This window comes from Parahalioglobus pacificus (assembly GCF_014652275.1).
GTDB lineage: Bacteria > Pseudomonadota > Gammaproteobacteria > Pseudomonadales > Halieaceae > Parahalioglobus > Parahalioglobus pacificus.
Genome location: NZ_BMYM01000001.1, coordinates 189,992 through 205,601, shown reverse-complemented (window position 1 = coordinate 205,601; position 15,610 = coordinate 189,992). Strand labels below are relative to the sequence as shown.

At 58.0% G+C, this 15,610-nt stretch carries 17 protein-coding genes; 7 read left to right on the top strand and 10 right to left on the bottom strand.

All coding sequences use genetic code 11. The annotated features are described in order from the left end of the window. Window positions 1–6: 6 nt before the first annotated feature. Genes mreD through IE089_RS00920 form a run of 3 tightly spaced genes read right to left on the bottom strand, consistent with a single transcriptional unit; the run spans window position 7 to window position 2,413 of the window. A complete protein-coding gene (gene mreD, locus IE089_RS00930; protein WP_189474304.1) occupies window positions 7–495 on the bottom strand; it encodes a rod shape-determining protein MreD in 489 nt (162 codons plus the stop codon). Further along, the gene (gene mreC / locus IE089_RS00925) at window positions 495–1,325 is read right to left on the bottom strand and encodes a rod shape-determining protein MreC (RefSeq protein ID WP_268247989.1); all 831 of its coding nucleotides are present in this window, start codon (window positions 1,323–1,325) and stop codon (window positions 495–497) included. Before mreC ends, mreD begins: the two co-directional genes overlap by 1 nt. A gap of 50 nt (window positions 1,326–1,375) precedes the next feature. Next, window positions 1,376–2,413, bottom strand: a complete 1,038-nt coding sequence (locus tag IE089_RS00920) for a rod shape-determining protein (RefSeq protein ID WP_189474303.1) — start codon at window positions 2,411–2,413, stop codon at window positions 1,376–1,378. A 253-nt stretch (window positions 2,414–2,666) separates the two neighbouring features. On the opposite strand from IE089_RS00920, the gene gatC reads away from it, so the two are divergent. The 4 genes from gatC to IE089_RS00900 are packed head-to-tail and all read left to right on the top strand — an operon-like array spanning window position 2,667 to window position 6,180. Then, window positions 2,667–2,954, top strand: a complete 288-nt coding sequence (gene gatC / locus IE089_RS00915; protein ID WP_189474302.1) for an Asp-tRNA(Asn)/Glu-tRNA(Gln) amidotransferase subunit GatC — start codon at window positions 2,667–2,669, stop codon at window positions 2,952–2,954. Window positions 2,955–2,969: 15 nt separating this feature from the next. After that, entirely contained in the window at window positions 2,970–4,436 is a 1,467-nt protein-coding gene (gene gatA / locus IE089_RS00910; protein WP_189474301.1) for an Asp-tRNA(Asn)/Glu-tRNA(Gln) amidotransferase subunit GatA, read from the top strand. Next, window positions 4,433–5,875 carry an Asp-tRNA(Asn)/Glu-tRNA(Gln) amidotransferase subunit GatB gene (gene gatB, locus IE089_RS00905; protein ID WP_189474299.1) on the top strand — a complete coding sequence of 481 codons (1,443 nt, stop codon included), beginning with the start codon at window positions 4,433–4,435 and terminating at the stop codon, window positions 5,873–5,875. The genes gatA and gatB overlap by 4 nt, the downstream gene beginning before the upstream one ends. A 14-nt stretch (window positions 5,876–5,889) precedes the next feature. Then, window positions 5,890–6,180, top strand: a complete 291-nt coding sequence (locus tag IE089_RS00900) for a PA4642 family protein (protein WP_189474297.1) — start codon at window positions 5,890–5,892, stop codon at window positions 6,178–6,180. Between the two features lie 9 nt (window positions 6,181–6,189). On the opposite strand, the gene smrA is transcribed toward IE089_RS00900, so the two are convergent. After that, on the bottom strand, window positions 6,190–6,801 hold the full coding sequence (gene smrA / locus IE089_RS00895; protein WP_189474295.1) for a DNA endonuclease SmrA: 612 nt from the start codon (window positions 6,799–6,801) through the stop codon (window positions 6,190–6,192). Between the two features lie 43 nt (window positions 6,802–6,844). On the opposite strand from smrA, the gene IE089_RS15820 reads away from it, so the two are divergent. After that, complete coding sequence (locus IE089_RS15820; protein ID WP_189474293.1) at window positions 6,845–7,066, top strand: cysteine-rich CWC family protein; 222 nt, start codon at window positions 6,845–6,847, stop codon at window positions 7,064–7,066. After that, on the top strand, window positions 7,063–7,821 hold the full coding sequence (gene cysZ, locus IE089_RS00885) for a sulfate transporter CysZ (protein WP_189474291.1): 759 nt from the start codon (window positions 7,063–7,065) through the stop codon (window positions 7,819–7,821). The genes IE089_RS15820 and cysZ overlap by 4 nt, the downstream gene beginning before the upstream one ends. Here the strand turns inward: cysZ and rhlB are convergent. Together rhlB and IE089_RS00875 are read right to left on the bottom strand one after the other, a co-directional pair. Next, window positions 7,818–9,005 (bottom strand): ATP-dependent RNA helicase RhlB, encoded by a 1,188-nt coding sequence (gene rhlB / locus IE089_RS00880; RefSeq protein WP_268247988.1) that lies wholly within the window; start codon window positions 9,003–9,005, stop codon window positions 7,818–7,820. The two genes, cysZ and rhlB, sit on opposite strands and share 4 nt — an antisense overlap. A gap of 370 nt (window positions 9,006–9,375) precedes the next feature. Beyond that, on the bottom strand, window positions 9,376–9,966 hold the full coding sequence (locus IE089_RS00875) for an HvfX family Cu-binding RiPP maturation protein (RefSeq protein ID WP_189474288.1): 591 nt from the start codon (window positions 9,964–9,966) through the stop codon (window positions 9,376–9,378). Window positions 9,967–10,046: 80 nt separating this feature from the next. Here IE089_RS00875 and IE089_RS00870 point away from each other — a divergent pair, with 80 nt between their 5' ends. Then, entirely contained in the window at window positions 10,047–11,456 is a 1,410-nt protein-coding gene (locus tag IE089_RS00870; RefSeq protein ID WP_189474286.1) for an MATE family efflux transporter, read from the top strand. 1 nt (window position 11,457) lies between these two features. Here IE089_RS00870 and IE089_RS00865 read toward each other — a convergent pair whose 3' ends face one another. From IE089_RS00865 to hemA, 4 genes are read right to left on the bottom strand one after another with little or no spacing between them, the layout of a single operon-like run. Further along, window positions 11,458–12,207, bottom strand: a complete 750-nt coding sequence (locus tag IE089_RS00865) for a HesA/MoeB/ThiF family protein (RefSeq protein WP_189474284.1) — start codon at window positions 12,205–12,207, stop codon at window positions 11,458–11,460. Then, window positions 12,197–13,027 carry a peptide chain release factor N(5)-glutamine methyltransferase gene (prmC, locus tag IE089_RS00860; protein ID WP_189474282.1) on the bottom strand — a complete coding sequence of 277 codons (831 nt, stop codon included), beginning with the start codon at window positions 13,025–13,027 and terminating at the stop codon, window positions 12,197–12,199. The genes IE089_RS00865 and prmC overlap by 11 nt, the downstream gene beginning before the upstream one ends. Beyond that, window positions 13,027–14,112, bottom strand: coding sequence for a peptide chain release factor 1 (prfA, locus tag IE089_RS00855; RefSeq protein WP_189474280.1), 1,086 nt, complete (start codon window positions 14,110–14,112; stop codon window positions 13,027–13,029). The genes prmC and prfA overlap by 1 nt, the downstream gene beginning before the upstream one ends. Continuing rightward, window positions 14,109–15,521, bottom strand: coding sequence for a glutamyl-tRNA reductase (gene hemA, locus IE089_RS00850; RefSeq protein ID WP_189474279.1), 1,413 nt, complete (start codon window positions 15,519–15,521; stop codon window positions 14,109–14,111). The genes prfA and hemA overlap by 4 nt, the downstream gene beginning before the upstream one ends. Window positions 15,522–15,610 lie beyond the last annotated feature (89 nt).

The following is a 15,610-nucleotide window of genomic DNA, read 5'->3' as shown; positions in this document are numbered from 1 at the left end:
GGTAGATCAAGTCACTTGAAACGTGCGCCTGAGGCCACGCAACAGAGGCAGAACCAGCAACCAGCAGGCGGCACTGGTGAGGGCTGGGAGCAGGAAAGTCAATTCCCGGGCACCTGCACCCTCAAGGGTTTGCAGCCACTGACAAAGCAGTTGATGAATGCCGATTAAGATAAAAACCACGGCACTTTGCTGAACCGGCGTGAATAGCCGAATACGTTGATACAGGAGCAGCGCAAGCACCGTAATCACAATCAGCGCCAGCGCATTCTGACCCAGCAATGCGCCCTCAAGGACATCCATACATAGCCCTGCAATCAGGGCCGTGAACACGCCTGCGCGGTGGGGCAAGGCAATGGCCCAGTAGAGAACCACCAGAGCCAACCACTCGGGCCGCCAATGTTGCAGCACAACGGGCAGCGGCAACACTGCCAGCACCATGGCGACAAACAAGGTCGAGGGAATTACCCAGTAGCCGTGCCATTCGTCAACGGCCATCAGTTCTCCTCGTCGGGACGGGAGTCGCTGAACACCAGTAGCACATGTCGGCTACGGTCCAGGGCAGCGCTGGGCGTGGCCACAATGCGGGCGAAGGCCTGCCCAGGGTCACGATCCACCGAGGCAACAACCGCCACGGGGTAGCCTGCGGGAAAGCGCCCACCCAGACCAGAACTGACAAGCAGATCGCCTTCGCGAATATCCGTCGTGGCGGATACGTGATGAACCTCCAGCGCCGTCAGCGAACCGTTACCCTCTGCGATCGCTCGCACACCGTTGCGATTTACCTGAACAGGAATGGAGTGCGTCGCATCAGTGATGAGCAAGACCCGTGCATTCAGCGCACCCACCTCAACGACCTGCCCCATCAGTCCGTCGGCATCGATCAGCGGCTGCCCCAGATACACCCCGTCGTCCTCACCTTTATTGACGATCAACTGCTGACGCGCTGGATCGGGGGACACACCAATCAACTCTGCCACCAGCACATCATCGCGTAGCAAAGCCGTGGAGTTGAGCAGGGAGCGGAAGGCAGCGTTATCGGCCTGAAGCGAGGCCATCTGCTGGGTACGGCCCTGCATCACCAGATTCTCCCGCCGCAGGCGCTCGTTCTCTTCCTGCAGTTCGGTTCGGCTGGTGATGTGTGTATTAGACCACTCATCAATACTCGCAGGCACATCAGCCAACCAGTAGACCGGCGAAAGCAAGGTATCCAGGAAAGCGCGGGAATAACTGAAGGTGTTGAAGCGCAGGTCTGCGAGGATCAGACCCACGACAACCACTAAGGCCAGTGCGAGACGTGCACCCACGTGCGATTCTTTGACGAACAGCGGTTTGATGACAGCTCCCTGCGAATCAGGTCAGTGCCGCCGTCACACCGCTACTCGGTGGACAGCAGATCTATTGTCTGGCGATCCATTCGCTCCATCGCGATACCACCACCCCTTGCGACACAGGTCAAGGGATCTTCGGCAACGATGACGGGCAGACCGGTTTCTTCAGAGATGAGACGGTCCAGATCACGCAACAGGGCTCCACCCCCGGTCAGCACAATGCCGCTCTCGGCAATGTCGGCGGCCAATTCGGGTGGCGACTGTTCCAACCCTGTCTTTACCGCCTGAACAATCGATGTCAGCGGGTCCTGCAGGGCTTCCAGTATTTCGTCGCTATTCAGTGTGAAGCTGCGAGGCACACCCTCTGCAAGGTTACGCCCGCGAACATCGATCTCGCGCAGTTCACTGCCGGCAAACGCACAGCCGACTTCTTTCTTGATACGTTCCGCCGTGGCATCGCCAATCAGGCTGCCGTAACGGCGACGAACGTGGGAGACGATGGCCTCGTCGAAGCGATCCCCGCCAATGCGGACGGAATCACGGTACACAACGCCATTGAGAGAGATAATCGCGATTTCAGTAGTGCCACCGCCTACGTCAACCACCATGCAGCCCGTGGCTTCTTCCACACTGAGTCCGGCACCAATCGCCGCAGCCATGGGCTCTTCGATCAGCCGCACTTCCCGGGCACCCGCACTCAGGGCAGATTCGCGAATGGCGCGGCGCTCCACCTGGGTAGACATACAGGGCACACACACCAGCACCCGCGGGCTGGGGCGAATGAAGCGGCTTTCATGCACTTTGGAAATGAAGTGCTGCAACATCTTCTCGGTCACCTGGAAGTCGGCGATCACGCCGTCTTTCAGGGGCCGGATGGCCGTGATGTTGCCGGGCGTACGGCCCAACATGCGTTTCGCCTCGGCACCCACGGCTTCAATGGTTTTGATGCCGTTGTGAACACGGATGGCAACTACAGAGGGCTCGTCCAGGATAATGCCCTGGTCGCGCACATAAATCAGAGTGTTGGCGGTCCCCAGATCGATCGAGAGATCGTTGGAAAACAGACCGCGCAGTTTCTTCAACATGGAAATTGTCTACCTTTCGACGCGTCAGCTTCTCGCGCCATGGGGCGAGGCTGTAAGGGTGTAATTCGTGGTCGTTAACCGGGCTGTTTTCACCGCGTGCGTGGGCGGATGAACCATTCTCGTTTTACCCTGTTGACGTTCGAATTAATGTAACAATGCCGGGGATACAGGGCAAGGCACAAATGTGATAAGTTTGCGCCCTCTCGCGTGTCGTTACGCGCCCAAAACCGTTTTTGCAGTAAGCCCGAATTCTATGTCTATAGCAGAGGACGATATCGCCCAGATCGCTGATTTGGCGCGCATTCGAATTGCCCCCGAGCAGGTGGCCGAAGTCACTGACAGCATCGGCAGAATCCTGACCCTTGCCGACCAGTTACAGGCGGTGGATACCACCGGGGTGGAACCCATGGCGAATCCGCATGATGCGGTACAGCGACTGCGCGACGATGTGGTAACAGAAACCAATCAGCGCGAGGCGTTTCAGGCAATCGCACCCGCGGTGGAATCCGGTCTGTATCTGGTTCCCCAGGTCATCGATTAGAAGCGGAGCGCGATCATGCACGATTTATCGCTGGCCGACATTATCAGCGGCCTGCAAGCGGGGCAGTTTTCCAGCACCGAACTCACCCAGGGCTATCTGGCACGCATCGACGAGCTGGACCGACAACTCAATAGCTTTATCACCGTCGACCACAAGGCGGCTTTAGCCAGCGCTGAACAAGCCGATCAGCAACGCGCGGCCGGCAATGAGGCGGCGCTGCTGGGTGTGCCCATCGCCCATAAAGACATTTTCTGCACACGCGGCGTGCGCACTAGCTGTGGTTCGCGCATGCTGGACAACTTCGTGCCGCCCTACGACGCGACCCTGATCCAACGCTTCAACGCCAGCGGCGCCGTGTCACTGGGCAAGACCAACATGGATGAATTCGCGATGGGCTCATCCAATGAGAACAGTTTCTATGGGGCCGTACACAACCCCTGGGATACCGACAGGGTCCCCGGAGGTTCCAGCGGCGGTTCAGCTGCCGCCGTGGCAGCGGGCCTTGCGCCAGCGGCGACGGGCACCGATACCGGCGGTTCTATTCGCCAACCCGCAGCCTTTTGCGGCATTACCGGCCTCAAGCCCACGTATGGTCGGGTATCGCGCCTAGGCATGGTGGCCTTTGCCTCCAGCCTTGACCAGGCCGGCCCCATGGCGCGCTCTGCGCAGGATTGCGCCATCCTGCTCAACGTTATGGCGGGACAGGATCCTCTGGATTCCACATCGGCAGCAGAACCCGTGCCAGACTATTGCACCGACCTCGATGCACCGCTGTCGGGCCTGCGCATCGGTCTGCCCGCTGAGTACTTTGGCGAAGGTCTGGACGCCACCACGGAGCAGCAGATTCGCGCTGCACTGCAAGAACTTGAAAAGCTGGGTGCCACACTAGTGGATATCAGCCTGAAGACCACAGAACTGGCGATTCCTACCTACTACATTGTGGCTCCCGCCGAGGCCTCAACTAACCTGTCGCGGTTTGACGGCGTGCGGTACGGGCACCGCTGTGAAGACCCTGAAGACCTGCTGGATTTATACACGCGCACCCGCGAAGAAGGCTTTGGCGACGAAGTGAAGCGCCGCATCCTGGTAGGCACCTATGCCTTGTCGGCTGGCTACTACGACGCCTATTACAAGAAGGCCCAGCAAGTGCGCCGCGTCATCCGTGATGACTTCATGACTCAGTTTGAGCAGGTTGACGTGATCGCCGGACCCACCACACCAGGACCCGCATTCAAGCTGGGCAGCAAAGGCAATGACCCCGTCGCCATGTATCTGGAAGACGCTTACACGCTCGCCGTCAACCTGGCCGGTTTGCCCGGCATGAGCATCCCCGCGGGTACTGCGGATGGCTGCCCCGTGGGTTTGCAGCTTATTGGTCGTCACTTCGATGAGAGTCGACTCCTGAATGTCGCTCACCAATTCCAACAGGCCACAGATTGGCACCAGCAGCGTCCATCTCTGTCTCAGGAGACTGCAGCATGAGTTGGGAAATGGTGATTGGGCTGGAAGTCCACCTGCAACTGGCCACACAGTCGAAGATTTTTTCCGGTAGTGCCACAGCCTTTGGCGCGCCACCGAATACACAGGCCAACGCGGTCGATCTGGCAATGCCGGGTATGCTGCCCGTGCTGAATGCTGAAGCTGTACGCTTTGCTGTTATGTTCGGGCTGGGTGTGGGCGCGGAGATCGGCAAGCGCTCTGTGTTCGATCGCAAGAACTACTTTTATCCGGATTTGCCCAAGGGCTACCAAATCAGCCAGTTTGAGCAGCCCATTGTGGGCCGCGGAGAGTTCGTGATTCCGCTGGCGGATGGCAGCACACATACCATAGGCATCACACGCGCTCACCTCGAAGAAGACGCGGGAAAGTCCCTGCACGAAGACTTTCAGGGTCAAACCGGTATCGATCTCAATCGCGCCGGCACGCCGCTACTGGAGATCGTGACAGAGCCAGACTTTCGTAGCGCCGAGCAGGCTGTGGCCTACCTTAAGTCCCTGCACAGCCTGGTGACCTATCTCGGGATTTCAGACGGGAATATGGCCGAAGGTTCGATGCGCTGCGACATCAACCTCTCACTGCGTCCCAGCGGGACTGACGAATTGGGCACGCGCACCGAAATCAAGAACGTCAATTCGTTCCGTTTTGTGGAGCGTGCGATTCGCTTCGAATCGGCGCGCCAACTGGACATCCTCGAAGACGGCGGCAGTATCACACAGGAAACGCGTCTCTATGACGCCGACCGCGATGAGACGCGCAGCATGCGTAGCAAAGAAGTCGCCAATGACTACCGCTACTTCCCCGAGCCCGACTTACTGCCGGTTGTCTTTGACGACGCGTATATCGAAGCCGTGCGCCAATCGCTGCCGGAGCTGCCCAGGGACAAACGCCAGCGTTTCGCCGATGAGTACGAGTTGAGCGATTACGACGCAGCCGTACTGTCCGACAGCCGAGAGCTGGCCGACTACTTTGAAACGGTGGCCAAGCACTGCGGCGAGGCGAAGATCGCTGCTAACTGGGTTCAGGTAGAGTTACTCGGGCAGCTGAACAAGGCCGACTTGCCCCTGTCGGAATGCCCGGTACCTGCGCCGGCACTGGGCGGCCTGATCGCGCGCATTACCGATGGCACCATCTCTGGAAAGATCGCCAAGCAAGTGTTTGAAGCTATGTGGAATGGTGAGGGTGACGCCGATGCCATAATTGAGGCGAAAGGCCTGAAACAGGTCAGCGACACCGGCGAACTGGAAAGCATGATCGATGAGGTCATTGCCGAGAGCCCGGACCAGCTCGCCCAGTACCAGGCTGCCGATGATGGAAAGCGCAAGAAACTCGTCGGCTACTTCGTGGGCCAAGTCATGAAGCGTTCCAAAGGCCAGGCCAACCCCCAGCTCGTCAATCAACTTCTGGCCAAGAAACTGAGTTAGTCAGGGCTATCGACATGAAAAAAGACAAAGAAAAGGTACTGGACGACGTCTGGACCGAAGATCACGTGAGAAGTTTTCTGGACTTCAAACCCTACGATGGCAGCGACCCCGACTTCCACGCACTCCTGAAGGCTTACCAGAGCATGCGTGCGTCAGATTTCGAACTGTTCGTTGGGTTTTTCCTGGATCAGCAACGCAATCTCGATGCGACAGGACCCGACGGTCGCACGGTTAAGGCCATTATCAACGAACACCGCCGCAGCAGTGCGTATGCGGATGTTCTCGACAAGGCGGGTGCGGCCTAGACGCGTTTATTACTGGGGTTCGTAAGGTACACGGCCCTTCATGAAGCGTTCACGATTCTCGCGCTTCTTCTCTTCGCTCTTGCGCAACAGGATATACAGAGCCCCCGTGCCACCATGCCGGGGCTGGGCGCTGTGAAACGCCTGCACAACCTCCAACTGACGCAACCAGTGGTTGCTGCAGCCTTTGAGAATGGAACTGCGCTCCTGCTCGGGTTTGCTTTCGCCCTTGCCATGAATCAACAGTGCACTGCGTAAACCGAGTCGATAGGATTCTTCGATAAAATCAAACAGCTCTCGCCGGGCGCGGGTCGCTGTCATGCGATGCATATCCAGCCTCGCCTCTGGCTCGTAGCGGCCCTGTTTCAATTTCCTGAACACACCGTTCTGAACACCGGGACGCTTAAATTCCAACACGAACCAGGGATCCAGAGGCTCTATGCCCTCTTCATCCAAAATGTTCCTGTCGGTGATCGGGGCCTGCGCAGCAGCACGCCGGCGCCGGGCAATCTGTTCATCGTCTGATGTGCCCTTTACGCCACCGCGTGGCGCGGCGCGCGACTCCCGCTTAAGCGGTGTCACATCTGCCATTTCCTCAAGGAAGAGTTTGTCGTCGTCGTTCACGTTGCTGGTGCGGGGTAAGGTTCACGCGCTAGTATAATGTAGCATGAGCACAGACCCGACAGAAAATGATGCGGGCCAGCACTGCCCGCTCTGCGGCGCAGACAATCACTGCGCCATCGCAGCAGGAAAAAACGCAATTCAGTGCTGGTGTATGAGGACTGAGTTCCCGCAGACCTTAATCGAGCGTGTGCCCGCCGAGGCAAAGAATCGCGTGTGCATCTGTGAACGCTGTGTACAACAGGCTCTGATAGGAGTTAGCGAGTGAGAGGCAATGTAGTTGGAGGCGTGGGTTATCTGGTCGAGGGTGCCAAGCTGCTAACGCACCCCTCACTGCGTTTGTTCGTGATCGTTCCACTGCTGGTCAACATTGTCATCTTTGGCACCCTGGTGGGCGCCGGCCTGAGCTACCTCAGCGGCCTCATAGATACATGGCTTTCGTGGATACCCGACTGGCTGGGCTTTATTGAGTGGGTGCTGTGGCCATTACTGTGGCTGGCGGTGAGCCTTATCATGGGTTACACCTTCACCGCCGTCGCCTTGATCATAGCCTCCCCCTTCAATGCGTTATTGGCAGAGAAAGCCGAAGAGTTAGTTACCGGGCGACCGGTAGACTCACTGGAGGGACTGGGCCCCGCCCTGCTCGCCGTGCCGCGGGGAATACTGCGGGAGCTGAGCAAATTGCTCTACTACCTGCCCATGGCGGCGTTCGTCATCATTGTGAGCTTCCTGCCGGGCATCAATATTGTGGCGCCGTTACTCTGGTTTGCGCTGGGGGCCTGGATGATGAGCATCCAGTTCGTTGACTACCCCATGGACAACCACCAGCTGAGCTTCGCTGACGTTAAAGAAGCTGTGCGCTCCAGGCGCCTCAGCAGTATGGGTTTCGGCGGCGTTGTCGCGTTGTGCACGGGCATTCCCGTCATCAACTTCTTTGTTGTGCCATCGGCCGTGGTGGGCGCGACACTGTTATGGTGCCGCGAGCTATCGCCAGCGTCCGGATTCAGCGAGCACCGCGCTTAGTGAAGCAATGCTTCCGGGGGGTGAGTGCATTCCAGGCGTGAACCCAGGAGAGCTTCGAGGTCTGGCAGCAAGAACGCATCGTCCTCGCTGGCGAAGCTAATGGATGTACCCGATGCACCGGCCCTGCCCGTCCGACCAATCCGGTGAACGTAATCCTCGGGATCTTCAGGCAAGTTGTAGTTCACCACGTGGCTGACGCCATCAACGTGAATGCCGCGGCCCGCAACGTCTGTGGCCACCAGAACACTGATATCGCCGCTCTTGAACTGCTCCAGTGTGCGCGTGCGCTTGGCTTGGGCAATTTCACCGGACAAAATCCCACAGGCAAATCCTGCGCGGCGCAGCTTTTCGTGTAGACGACGCACCTGATCACGGCGATTCGCAAAGACAATGACGCTCTTGGCATCATCACTGCGAAGCAGATTACTCAGAACCCTAAAGCGCTGCTCACTGCTCACCAGGTAGACCTTTTGGTCAACGGTATCCGTTGCTACATGCTCAGGCTCAATCTCGATTGTAATGGGCTCGTAAGTCCACTGTTGAGCGAGGTTGAGAATGTCCTGTGTGAACGTTGCGGAAAACAACAGCGTTTGACGGTTCTCTTTGCGCGGGGTCGCACGAACAATACGCTTTACCTGCGGAATGAAGCCCATATCGAGCATACGATCCGCTTCGTCCAGCACCAAAGTCTCTACCCTGTCCAGATACAGATCGCGCCTGCCTGTGAAGTCCAGCAGTCTCCCCGGCGTGGCAACCACCAGATCAACCACATCATTGCTGAGGCGATTCAACTGCTTCTGGTAATCCATGCCACCAATCAATGTGACAGTCTTGAGACCTGTGTACTTTCCAAGCTCGGCCGCATCCGCCGCAATCTGCATCACCAGCTCTCGCGTGGGTGCAATCACCAATGCGCGTGGCTCGCCCAGGAAACGTTCCCCCTCGTAGGGATGATTCAAGAGGTCATTGAATATCGTAATAAGGAATGCAGCCGTCTTACCGGTGCCAGTCTGGGCCTTGCCGATGGCGTCGTGGCCCTGCAGAGTATGCGGCAAAATACCGCCCTGAATGGGCGAGCAATACTGGAAGCCCAGGTCCGCGATACCATGCATCAAATCGTTGTGCAGGCTCAAATCATGAAAACGGGTCTCGCCCTCCTTGGGCTCGACCTTGAATTGCTCAATACTCCAGGGAGCTGCATCAGACGATTTTCCTTTGCCGCGCCGACGGTTACGTCCACTCTTCTTATGAGCAGACTGGGTCTCACGCTTTGCGTTTTCGCCCTTGGTGCCGTCGTGTCGGCCCTCGCCCTGCCGGGCGACCTGTTGCGCGTCATTTGTTTCGCGCAGGGGAGCAGTGGACTCGGCGTTTTTCGCCTGACCGCTCAATCGCCCCACAAGATTCTTGATCAAACCGTTTACCTGTTGCTGTTCAAAAAGCGCGCTAGTGTATCACTTTTCGTACAGACCCGGTGCGGAAACCTCCCTAACCCCGGTGCCACTCCGACCGCTGCCAGTAGCAGCAGCCGGGACGGTCAGACGGCGTGAATATGGTTCAGGCCATATTGGGGAATAGCTTGGACAGGTAGTAGTCGGCACTGGTGAAGCGACCACCCCCGGTGAACAGCAGGCTCAGTAGCATTACGAAGTAAGTCACTGCGAACTCAATGCCATTATTGAGGATAACGAAGTTGCCCTTCTCGGTGAGCCAGCGGTAGTTGCCGTGCTCACGCAGTATGTCCTTGGCGGCGCCCAGGCGTGCCGCCACGTCCTGCGCACTGGAGTCCGCGATAGCCGCCCAGCCGTTGTCCCAATGCACGGCCAAAGCAGCAACCACCATAGTGATCATGAGCGGAATGGAGATCCAGCGAGTGGCTAATCCAATAAACAGCAAAAGGGCGCCAATTGCTTCGGTGTAAGCCGCGAGATAGGCCATCACCGTGGGAAAGGGCAAGCCAAGTCCCCAATCCGGGTTTCCAAACCACTCGATAGTGCTATCGATACCAGAAATTTTCTGGGTACCTGCCATCCAAAACACGGGAACCAGATAGAGGCGCAGGGCCAGCGGGGCCAGCCCATCGAGATACTGTAATCGCGGAAAAAGCGCGTTGTGTATGGTGTAATACAGGTTAGCGAGAGCGTTCATTTTTTGTCCATGCGTTTGTTGTGCGAGTCTGACCGCGACCGGCGCAAAAAGTTTAGACGGGTTTTACAAACACACCACCAATGCCAATTATTGCCAAACAGGCGCACGGTCCACTGCTGAAGGAAACCCGCGCACTCCTTGCTATTGCCTGGCCCATGTTCATTGCCCAAATGGCGCAGATGGGCACTGGCGTGGTCGATACCATCATGGCCGGCCGCTACAGTGCGACGGACCTGGCGGCCATCGCCATTGGCTACAATATCTGGCTTCCGATTTACCTGCTTTTTATTGGGGTCATGCTCGGGGCGACGGCCATTATTGCCCAGGACTATGGCGCAGGTAGGCTGTCGCGCATTCGTGACACATTGCCACAATCACTCTGGCTGGCGGTTGTCCTCGGCGTTATCGCCGGTCCGCTATGCTTCTTCAGCGGCCCCCTGCTGGATCTGCTGAGCCTCGACCAAACCACCAGCGATAAGAGTCTTAGCTACCTGCGCGCAGTGGCTTTTGGCATGCCGGCCGCGGCCATTTTCAATGCGCTGCGCTGCCATACACAGGGCATCGGCATCATGCGCCCCTTCGCCATCGCCAGTGTTGTCGGATTCTTCGCCAACATCCCCTTGAACTATGCTTTTATTTACGGCCGCTGGGGCGCACCGGAACTCGGCGCGGCGGGCTGTGGCTGGGCCACAGCCATCTCAATGTGGTTAAGCCCCATCCTGATCAGCGTGTATATCGCTAGAGCCGACAGCCTGAAACCTTATCTTCCACCGCTGAAGTGGGTATGGCCGGTATGGGAACGCATCATCGAGATCAGTCGCATCGGCCTGCCTATCGGCCTCGCTTTTTTCCTTGAGGTCGCCGTGTTCTCGGTCATCGCTCTGATGATTGCCACGCTTGGCAACACCGCCATGGCATCACACCAGATTGCGTTCAATGTTTGGGATGTTGTTTACATCCCCTTAATCAGTATTGGTTCGGCCATGGCCACCCGCATCGGGCACGCGATCGGCGCCCAGGATAAGCCGCTGGTGCTGCTCTCAGTGAAGTCAGGTATGTGGATGAGCCTGCTGATTGCGCTGCTTTGTATGCTGGTGCTACTGCTGATGCCCGGCACTATAGTTCGCGCTTACACAGGCGACAGTGAAATTTACGCCATGGCAGTGGGTCTAATTCGGCTGGCTTCGCTGTTCATTCTTATCGATGCTGTGCAGGTGGCCGCGGCCTTTTCATTACGTGCGTTCAAAGACACTCGCTTTCCCTTTGTCGCGATGTGCATCGCCTACTGGCTGTTCACACTGCCACTGGGATACTGGCTGGGGATTATGCGGGCAGAGGATGCCGCCGCCGGGACAGAAGGCTTCTGGCAAAGCATGATTGCCGGCATCACGATCGCCGCCGTGCTGGTAATTTGGCGTCTGGTCGTCACGCTGAAGCGCCCCCTTCCCAAGGTATCGTCTCCCGACGACTATCTTCCCGGCTGGGACTGACCTAGGTCACGCCACAGTCGGGACAGTCGGGCCGGGGCGCTGTGGCCAGCCGTTGCACCTGGGCAGTCGCAAGGTCCAGCACTAACAGCGCGTGATACAGCGGTTCGCCGAGCCCGGCCAGCACTTTGATAGTTTCCATGGCCTGCAAGCTACCCAATACACCCACCACCGGCGCGAGCACACCGCTGTCTCTACAGTTAAGCGCCGTGGCCTGCCCCTCTACGGGGTAAAGACAGCGGTAGCAGGGACCCCCTGTGGCCGGGTGGAAAACACTGAGCTGTCCTTCATTCCGCACGGCAGCGGCAGAAATCAGTGGCACCTTTGCAGCAATACAACTGCGATTAAGCGCAAAACGAATCGGGTAATTATCACTGGCATCAACAACCGCATCGACGCCCCTAACACGATTCGGCACCTCGGCCTCGATAAGATCCTGTGGTAACACTTGAATGTTTATGCGGCTATTAATGGCCCGTAAATGGTTCGCCGCTGACTGCGCCTTGTTCATACCCAGGCCCAACTCACTGTGAACCGGTTGACGCTGTAGATTACTCAGCTCCACCGCGTCACCGTCCGCAAGAATCAGGGTGCCAACACCCGCACTGGCGAGGTACATCGCGGCAGCACTGCCCAAGCCGCCGAGGCCGACGATCAGCACCGTTGCCGCTTTCAATGACTCCTGCCCTGCAATATCGAATTGCGGCAGCATCAACTGCCGCGAATATCGCAGCAGTTCGTCGTCATCCAGCATAACGCCCTCCCGTGATGCGTGCCTGGCCCGCCAGGTCTGCTCGCGTCGACACGTCGCAGAAACCGCGGGCGCTGAGCATATCCTCCACGGCCGCGGCCTGATCGTAACCGTGCTCCAGCAACAACCAGCCATTGGACTGCAGATAGTTTGGCGACTTGACAACAATATGTTCCAGGTCGGCAAGGCCGGCGTTGTCAGCGGCTAGTGCTGACGCCGGTTCAAACCGCAAATCACCCTGCGCCAGATGCGGATCTCCGGGCGACACATAGGGCGGGTTTGCAACAATCAGGTGATAGCGCTGGTTACCCAAGGCTGCGAACCAATCCGACCGTTTACAGGATACGTTCGCAAGCGCTAAGCGCTGCGCATTACTAAGCGCGCACGCCACCGCTCCCTCGCTGTTATCCACGGCGTGTACAGTCCACGCGCGCCGCTCGCTGGCAAGGGCCAACGCAATCGCTCCGGATCCCGTGCCAAGATCAAGTACCTCAGCTTGCGCCGGCAGGGCCAACTGCAGCGCCCACTCAACCAGGGTTTCGGTTTCAGGGCGCGGAATCAGCGTGTGGGGGTTAACGGCCAACTCCAGTGACCAGAACTCGCGTTTACCGGTGATGTAGGCGATGGGCTCGCCGTCACGTCTGCGCTCCAGCAAACCCATGTACTGCGCCGCTGCCTGTGCGTCGACGCTTTCTTCGGGCCAGGTGTAAAGGTAGGTGCGCGTTCTATCGATACAGTGACAAAGCAGAATTTCGGCGTCCCGCAGTGCGCTCTCTCCGGGCAGATCGCTGCCAGCATCCAGCAGGGACTTAACCGTGGCCACTAGGTCTCCGACAGCGCCGCCAGCTGGTCCGCCTGGTGCTCCTGACGAAGTGGCTCCACCACGGCGCCGAGGTCGCCCTGCATCACCTCTTCGAGCTTATATAAGGTCAGGTTAATGCGATGGTCAGTGATACGACCCTGCGGATAATTGTAGGTGCGGATACGGTCTGAACGGTCGCCCGTGCCTACCAGGTTACGACGTTCCTCCGCCTGCTCGGCAGCGGCCTTGTCCTGCGCACTGGTTAGCAGTTTTGCTTGCAGCAACGACATGGCTCTGGCGCGGTTCTTATGCTGTGAGCGCTCATCCTGGCACTCCACAACAATACCCGAGGGTAGGTGTGTGATACGAACAGCAGAATCTGTTTTATTCACGTGCTGACCACCCGCACCGGAGGCACGAAAGGTGTCCACGCGCAGGTCGGCTTTGTTGATGTCGACCTCGTCGACGGTGTCGGGTTCGGCCATAACAGCTACCGTACAGGCCGATGTATGAATACGACCCTGAGACTCTGTTTCGGGTACGCGCTGTACCCTATGCGCGCCTGACTCGAACTTAAGATGGGCGTAAACGTCACGGCCCTCTACGCGGGTAATGATTTCCTTATAGCCCCCGTGCTCACCGGGGCGCTCGGAAATAACTTCAATCTTCCACCCCTGCGTTTCGCCGTAACGGGAGTACATACGAAACAAATCGCCGGAAAAAATGGCAGCTTCATCACCGCCTGTGCCAGCCCTCACTTCAAGAAACACATTGTGAGAATCGCGCGGGTCGCGCGGCAATAGCAGCGTTTGCAACTCACGCTCCAACGACTCCAATCGCTGGGTCCCGCTGCTGATCTCTTCCTTGGCCATGTCGCGCAGTTCGGCATCGTCTTCGGCGAGCATCAGCTCTGCCTCTGCCAGGTCTTCCTTAACCTGCGCATAATCACCGTAGCAGCGCACCACGTTTTCCAGCTCGGCATACTCGCGCGACAGGTCCCGGAATTTATTCTGGTCGGCAATGGTCTCGGCGTCACCCAGCAGGGCGGAGACCTCTTCATGACGATCAGCCAAGGTCTCCAATTTGCTCAGGAGTGATGCTTTCATTGCAGAGTCTGTCCGTCTGGATTTTTTGACGCCACTGATTCGGCAGTGATGTTTGATGCCTCAGAGGCTGAATCGGCAGGTGCAGCAGGATTGACGCCGCCACCATCATCCGTGACATTGGCTGCCGCAGGATGCGCCGCATCGGAAGCGAGGCCCAGCAGCTGACGCGCATTTGCCAGCAAATCCTGCCTTCCGGCAGCACTCGCAGCTTTGAGGCCAGCCGTTGGGGCGTGTATGAGCTTGTTAGTGATTCCGCGCGCAAGTTGCGCTACTACCTGCTGTGGATCATCACCACGGGCAATAGCGCGCAATGCTCTATCCAGTTCGCGCTCGCGCAGGCTCTCCGCCATACGGCGATACTCGCGCACTGAATCCACAGCCGCCAGGCTCCGTGTTTCCGACAAAAATTCAGTGACACCTGCGGCAATAATTTCGTCGGCTTTGCGCGCTTCCGTCTGCCGGCTGCGCAGATTCTCATCCACAATCTCTTTGAGATCATCCACGCTATACAGGTAAACATCGCGCAGCTCACCCACCTGATGCTCGATATCACGGGGCACAGCGATATCCACCATTAACATGGGCCGGTGCTTACGACTACGTAAAGCACCCTCTACAGCACCTTTGCCCAGAATCGGCAGTTGCGACGCGGTGGAACTAATAACAATGTCAGCGCTGTGTAAGCGCTCAGGTATCTCCGATAACAGCACGGCTTCGGCACCAAACCGCTGTGCAAGATCACGAGCCCGCCCCAGGGTACGGTTGGCAATCACGATTTCAGACACGCCGGCCTCTACCAGGTGCTTGGCAACCAGCTCAATAGTTTCACCGGCACCCACCAGTAACGCGGTGCAGCTGCGCAGATCCGCAAAAATATGGCCCGCAAGGTCAACCGCCGCATAAGCCACGGAGACCGGGTTCTCGCCGATGGCAGTGTCGGTGCGCACCTTTTTTGCGATCGAAAACACGCGGGGCAGAACGCGACCCAATTCAGCGCCCACGGTGCCCGCCTCTGAGGCAACCGCGTAGGCGGATTTCAACTGACCGAATATCTGGGGCTCACCCAACACCATGGAATCCAGCCCGGCGGCCACCTGAATCATGTGTTGCAGGGCAGACTGTCCCTGATGAAAGTAGGCGCTGCTTTCGAGTTCCGATGCAGTGAGGTGGTGATAGCTGGCCAGCCAACGCAGGAGTTGCTCTTTCTGGGGCGCCATCTCACGGTCTGGCGCATGCGCGACATACAGCTCGGTGCGATTGCAGGTGGATAGCACAACCGCCTCTTCTACATCCTGCAGCCGGCACAATTCCTCCAGCGCCTCGGCCACCTGGTCCGGAGCAAAAGCCACCCTCTCGCGCACCTCTACGGCTGCCGAGTTGTGGTTAATGCCTAGTGCTATCAGGTTCATACCTGTACTGCCACTCCGGAACTCTGTGGAAAGCTGATTGCGCTAATGCTCCATGGATTACCCTGGCGGAGCGGGCGCGAACCTTACCA

What these genes read in the sequence shown, in the direction of transcription:
- IE089_RS00920 (WP_189474303.1), bottom strand. Translation starts at nt 2,413, where the DNA reads ATGTTGAAGAAACTGCGCGGTCTGTTTTCCAACGATCTCTCGATCGAT.
- IE089_RS00875 (WP_189474288.1), bottom strand. Translation starts at nt 9,966, where the DNA reads ATGAACGCTCTCGCTAACCTGTATTACACCATACACAACGCGCTTTTT.
- IE089_RS00900 (WP_189474297.1), top strand. Translation starts at nt 5,890, where the DNA reads ATGAAAAAAGACAAAGAAAAGGTACTGGACGACGTCTGGACCGAAGAT.
- mreD (WP_189474304.1), bottom strand. Translation starts at nt 495, where the DNA reads ATGGCCGTTGACGAATGGCACGGCTACTGGGTAATTCCCTCGACCTTG.
- gatB (WP_189474299.1), top strand. Translation starts at nt 4,433, where the DNA reads ATGAGTTGGGAAATGGTGATTGGGCTGGAAGTCCACCTGCAACTGGCC.
- IE089_RS00870 (WP_189474286.1), top strand. Translation starts at nt 10,047, where the DNA reads ATGCCAATTATTGCCAAACAGGCGCACGGTCCACTGCTGAAGGAAACC.
- IE089_RS00865 (WP_189474284.1), bottom strand. Translation starts at nt 12,207, where the DNA reads ATGCTGGATGACGACGAACTGCTGCGATATTCGCGGCAGTTGATGCTG.
- gatA (WP_189474301.1), top strand. Translation starts at nt 2,970, where the DNA reads ATGCACGATTTATCGCTGGCCGACATTATCAGCGGCCTGCAAGCGGGG.
- prfA (WP_189474280.1), bottom strand. Translation starts at nt 14,112, where the DNA reads ATGAAAGCATCACTCCTGAGCAAATTGGAGACCTTGGCTGATCGTCAT.
- hemA (WP_189474279.1), bottom strand. Translation starts at nt 15,521, where the DNA reads ATGAACCTGATAGCACTAGGCATTAACCACAACTCGGCAGCCGTAGAG.
- gatC (WP_189474302.1), top strand. Translation starts at nt 2,667, where the DNA reads ATGTCTATAGCAGAGGACGATATCGCCCAGATCGCTGATTTGGCGCGC.
- IE089_RS15820 (WP_189474293.1), top strand. Translation starts at nt 6,845, where the DNA reads ATGAGCACAGACCCGACAGAAAATGATGCGGGCCAGCACTGCCCGCTC.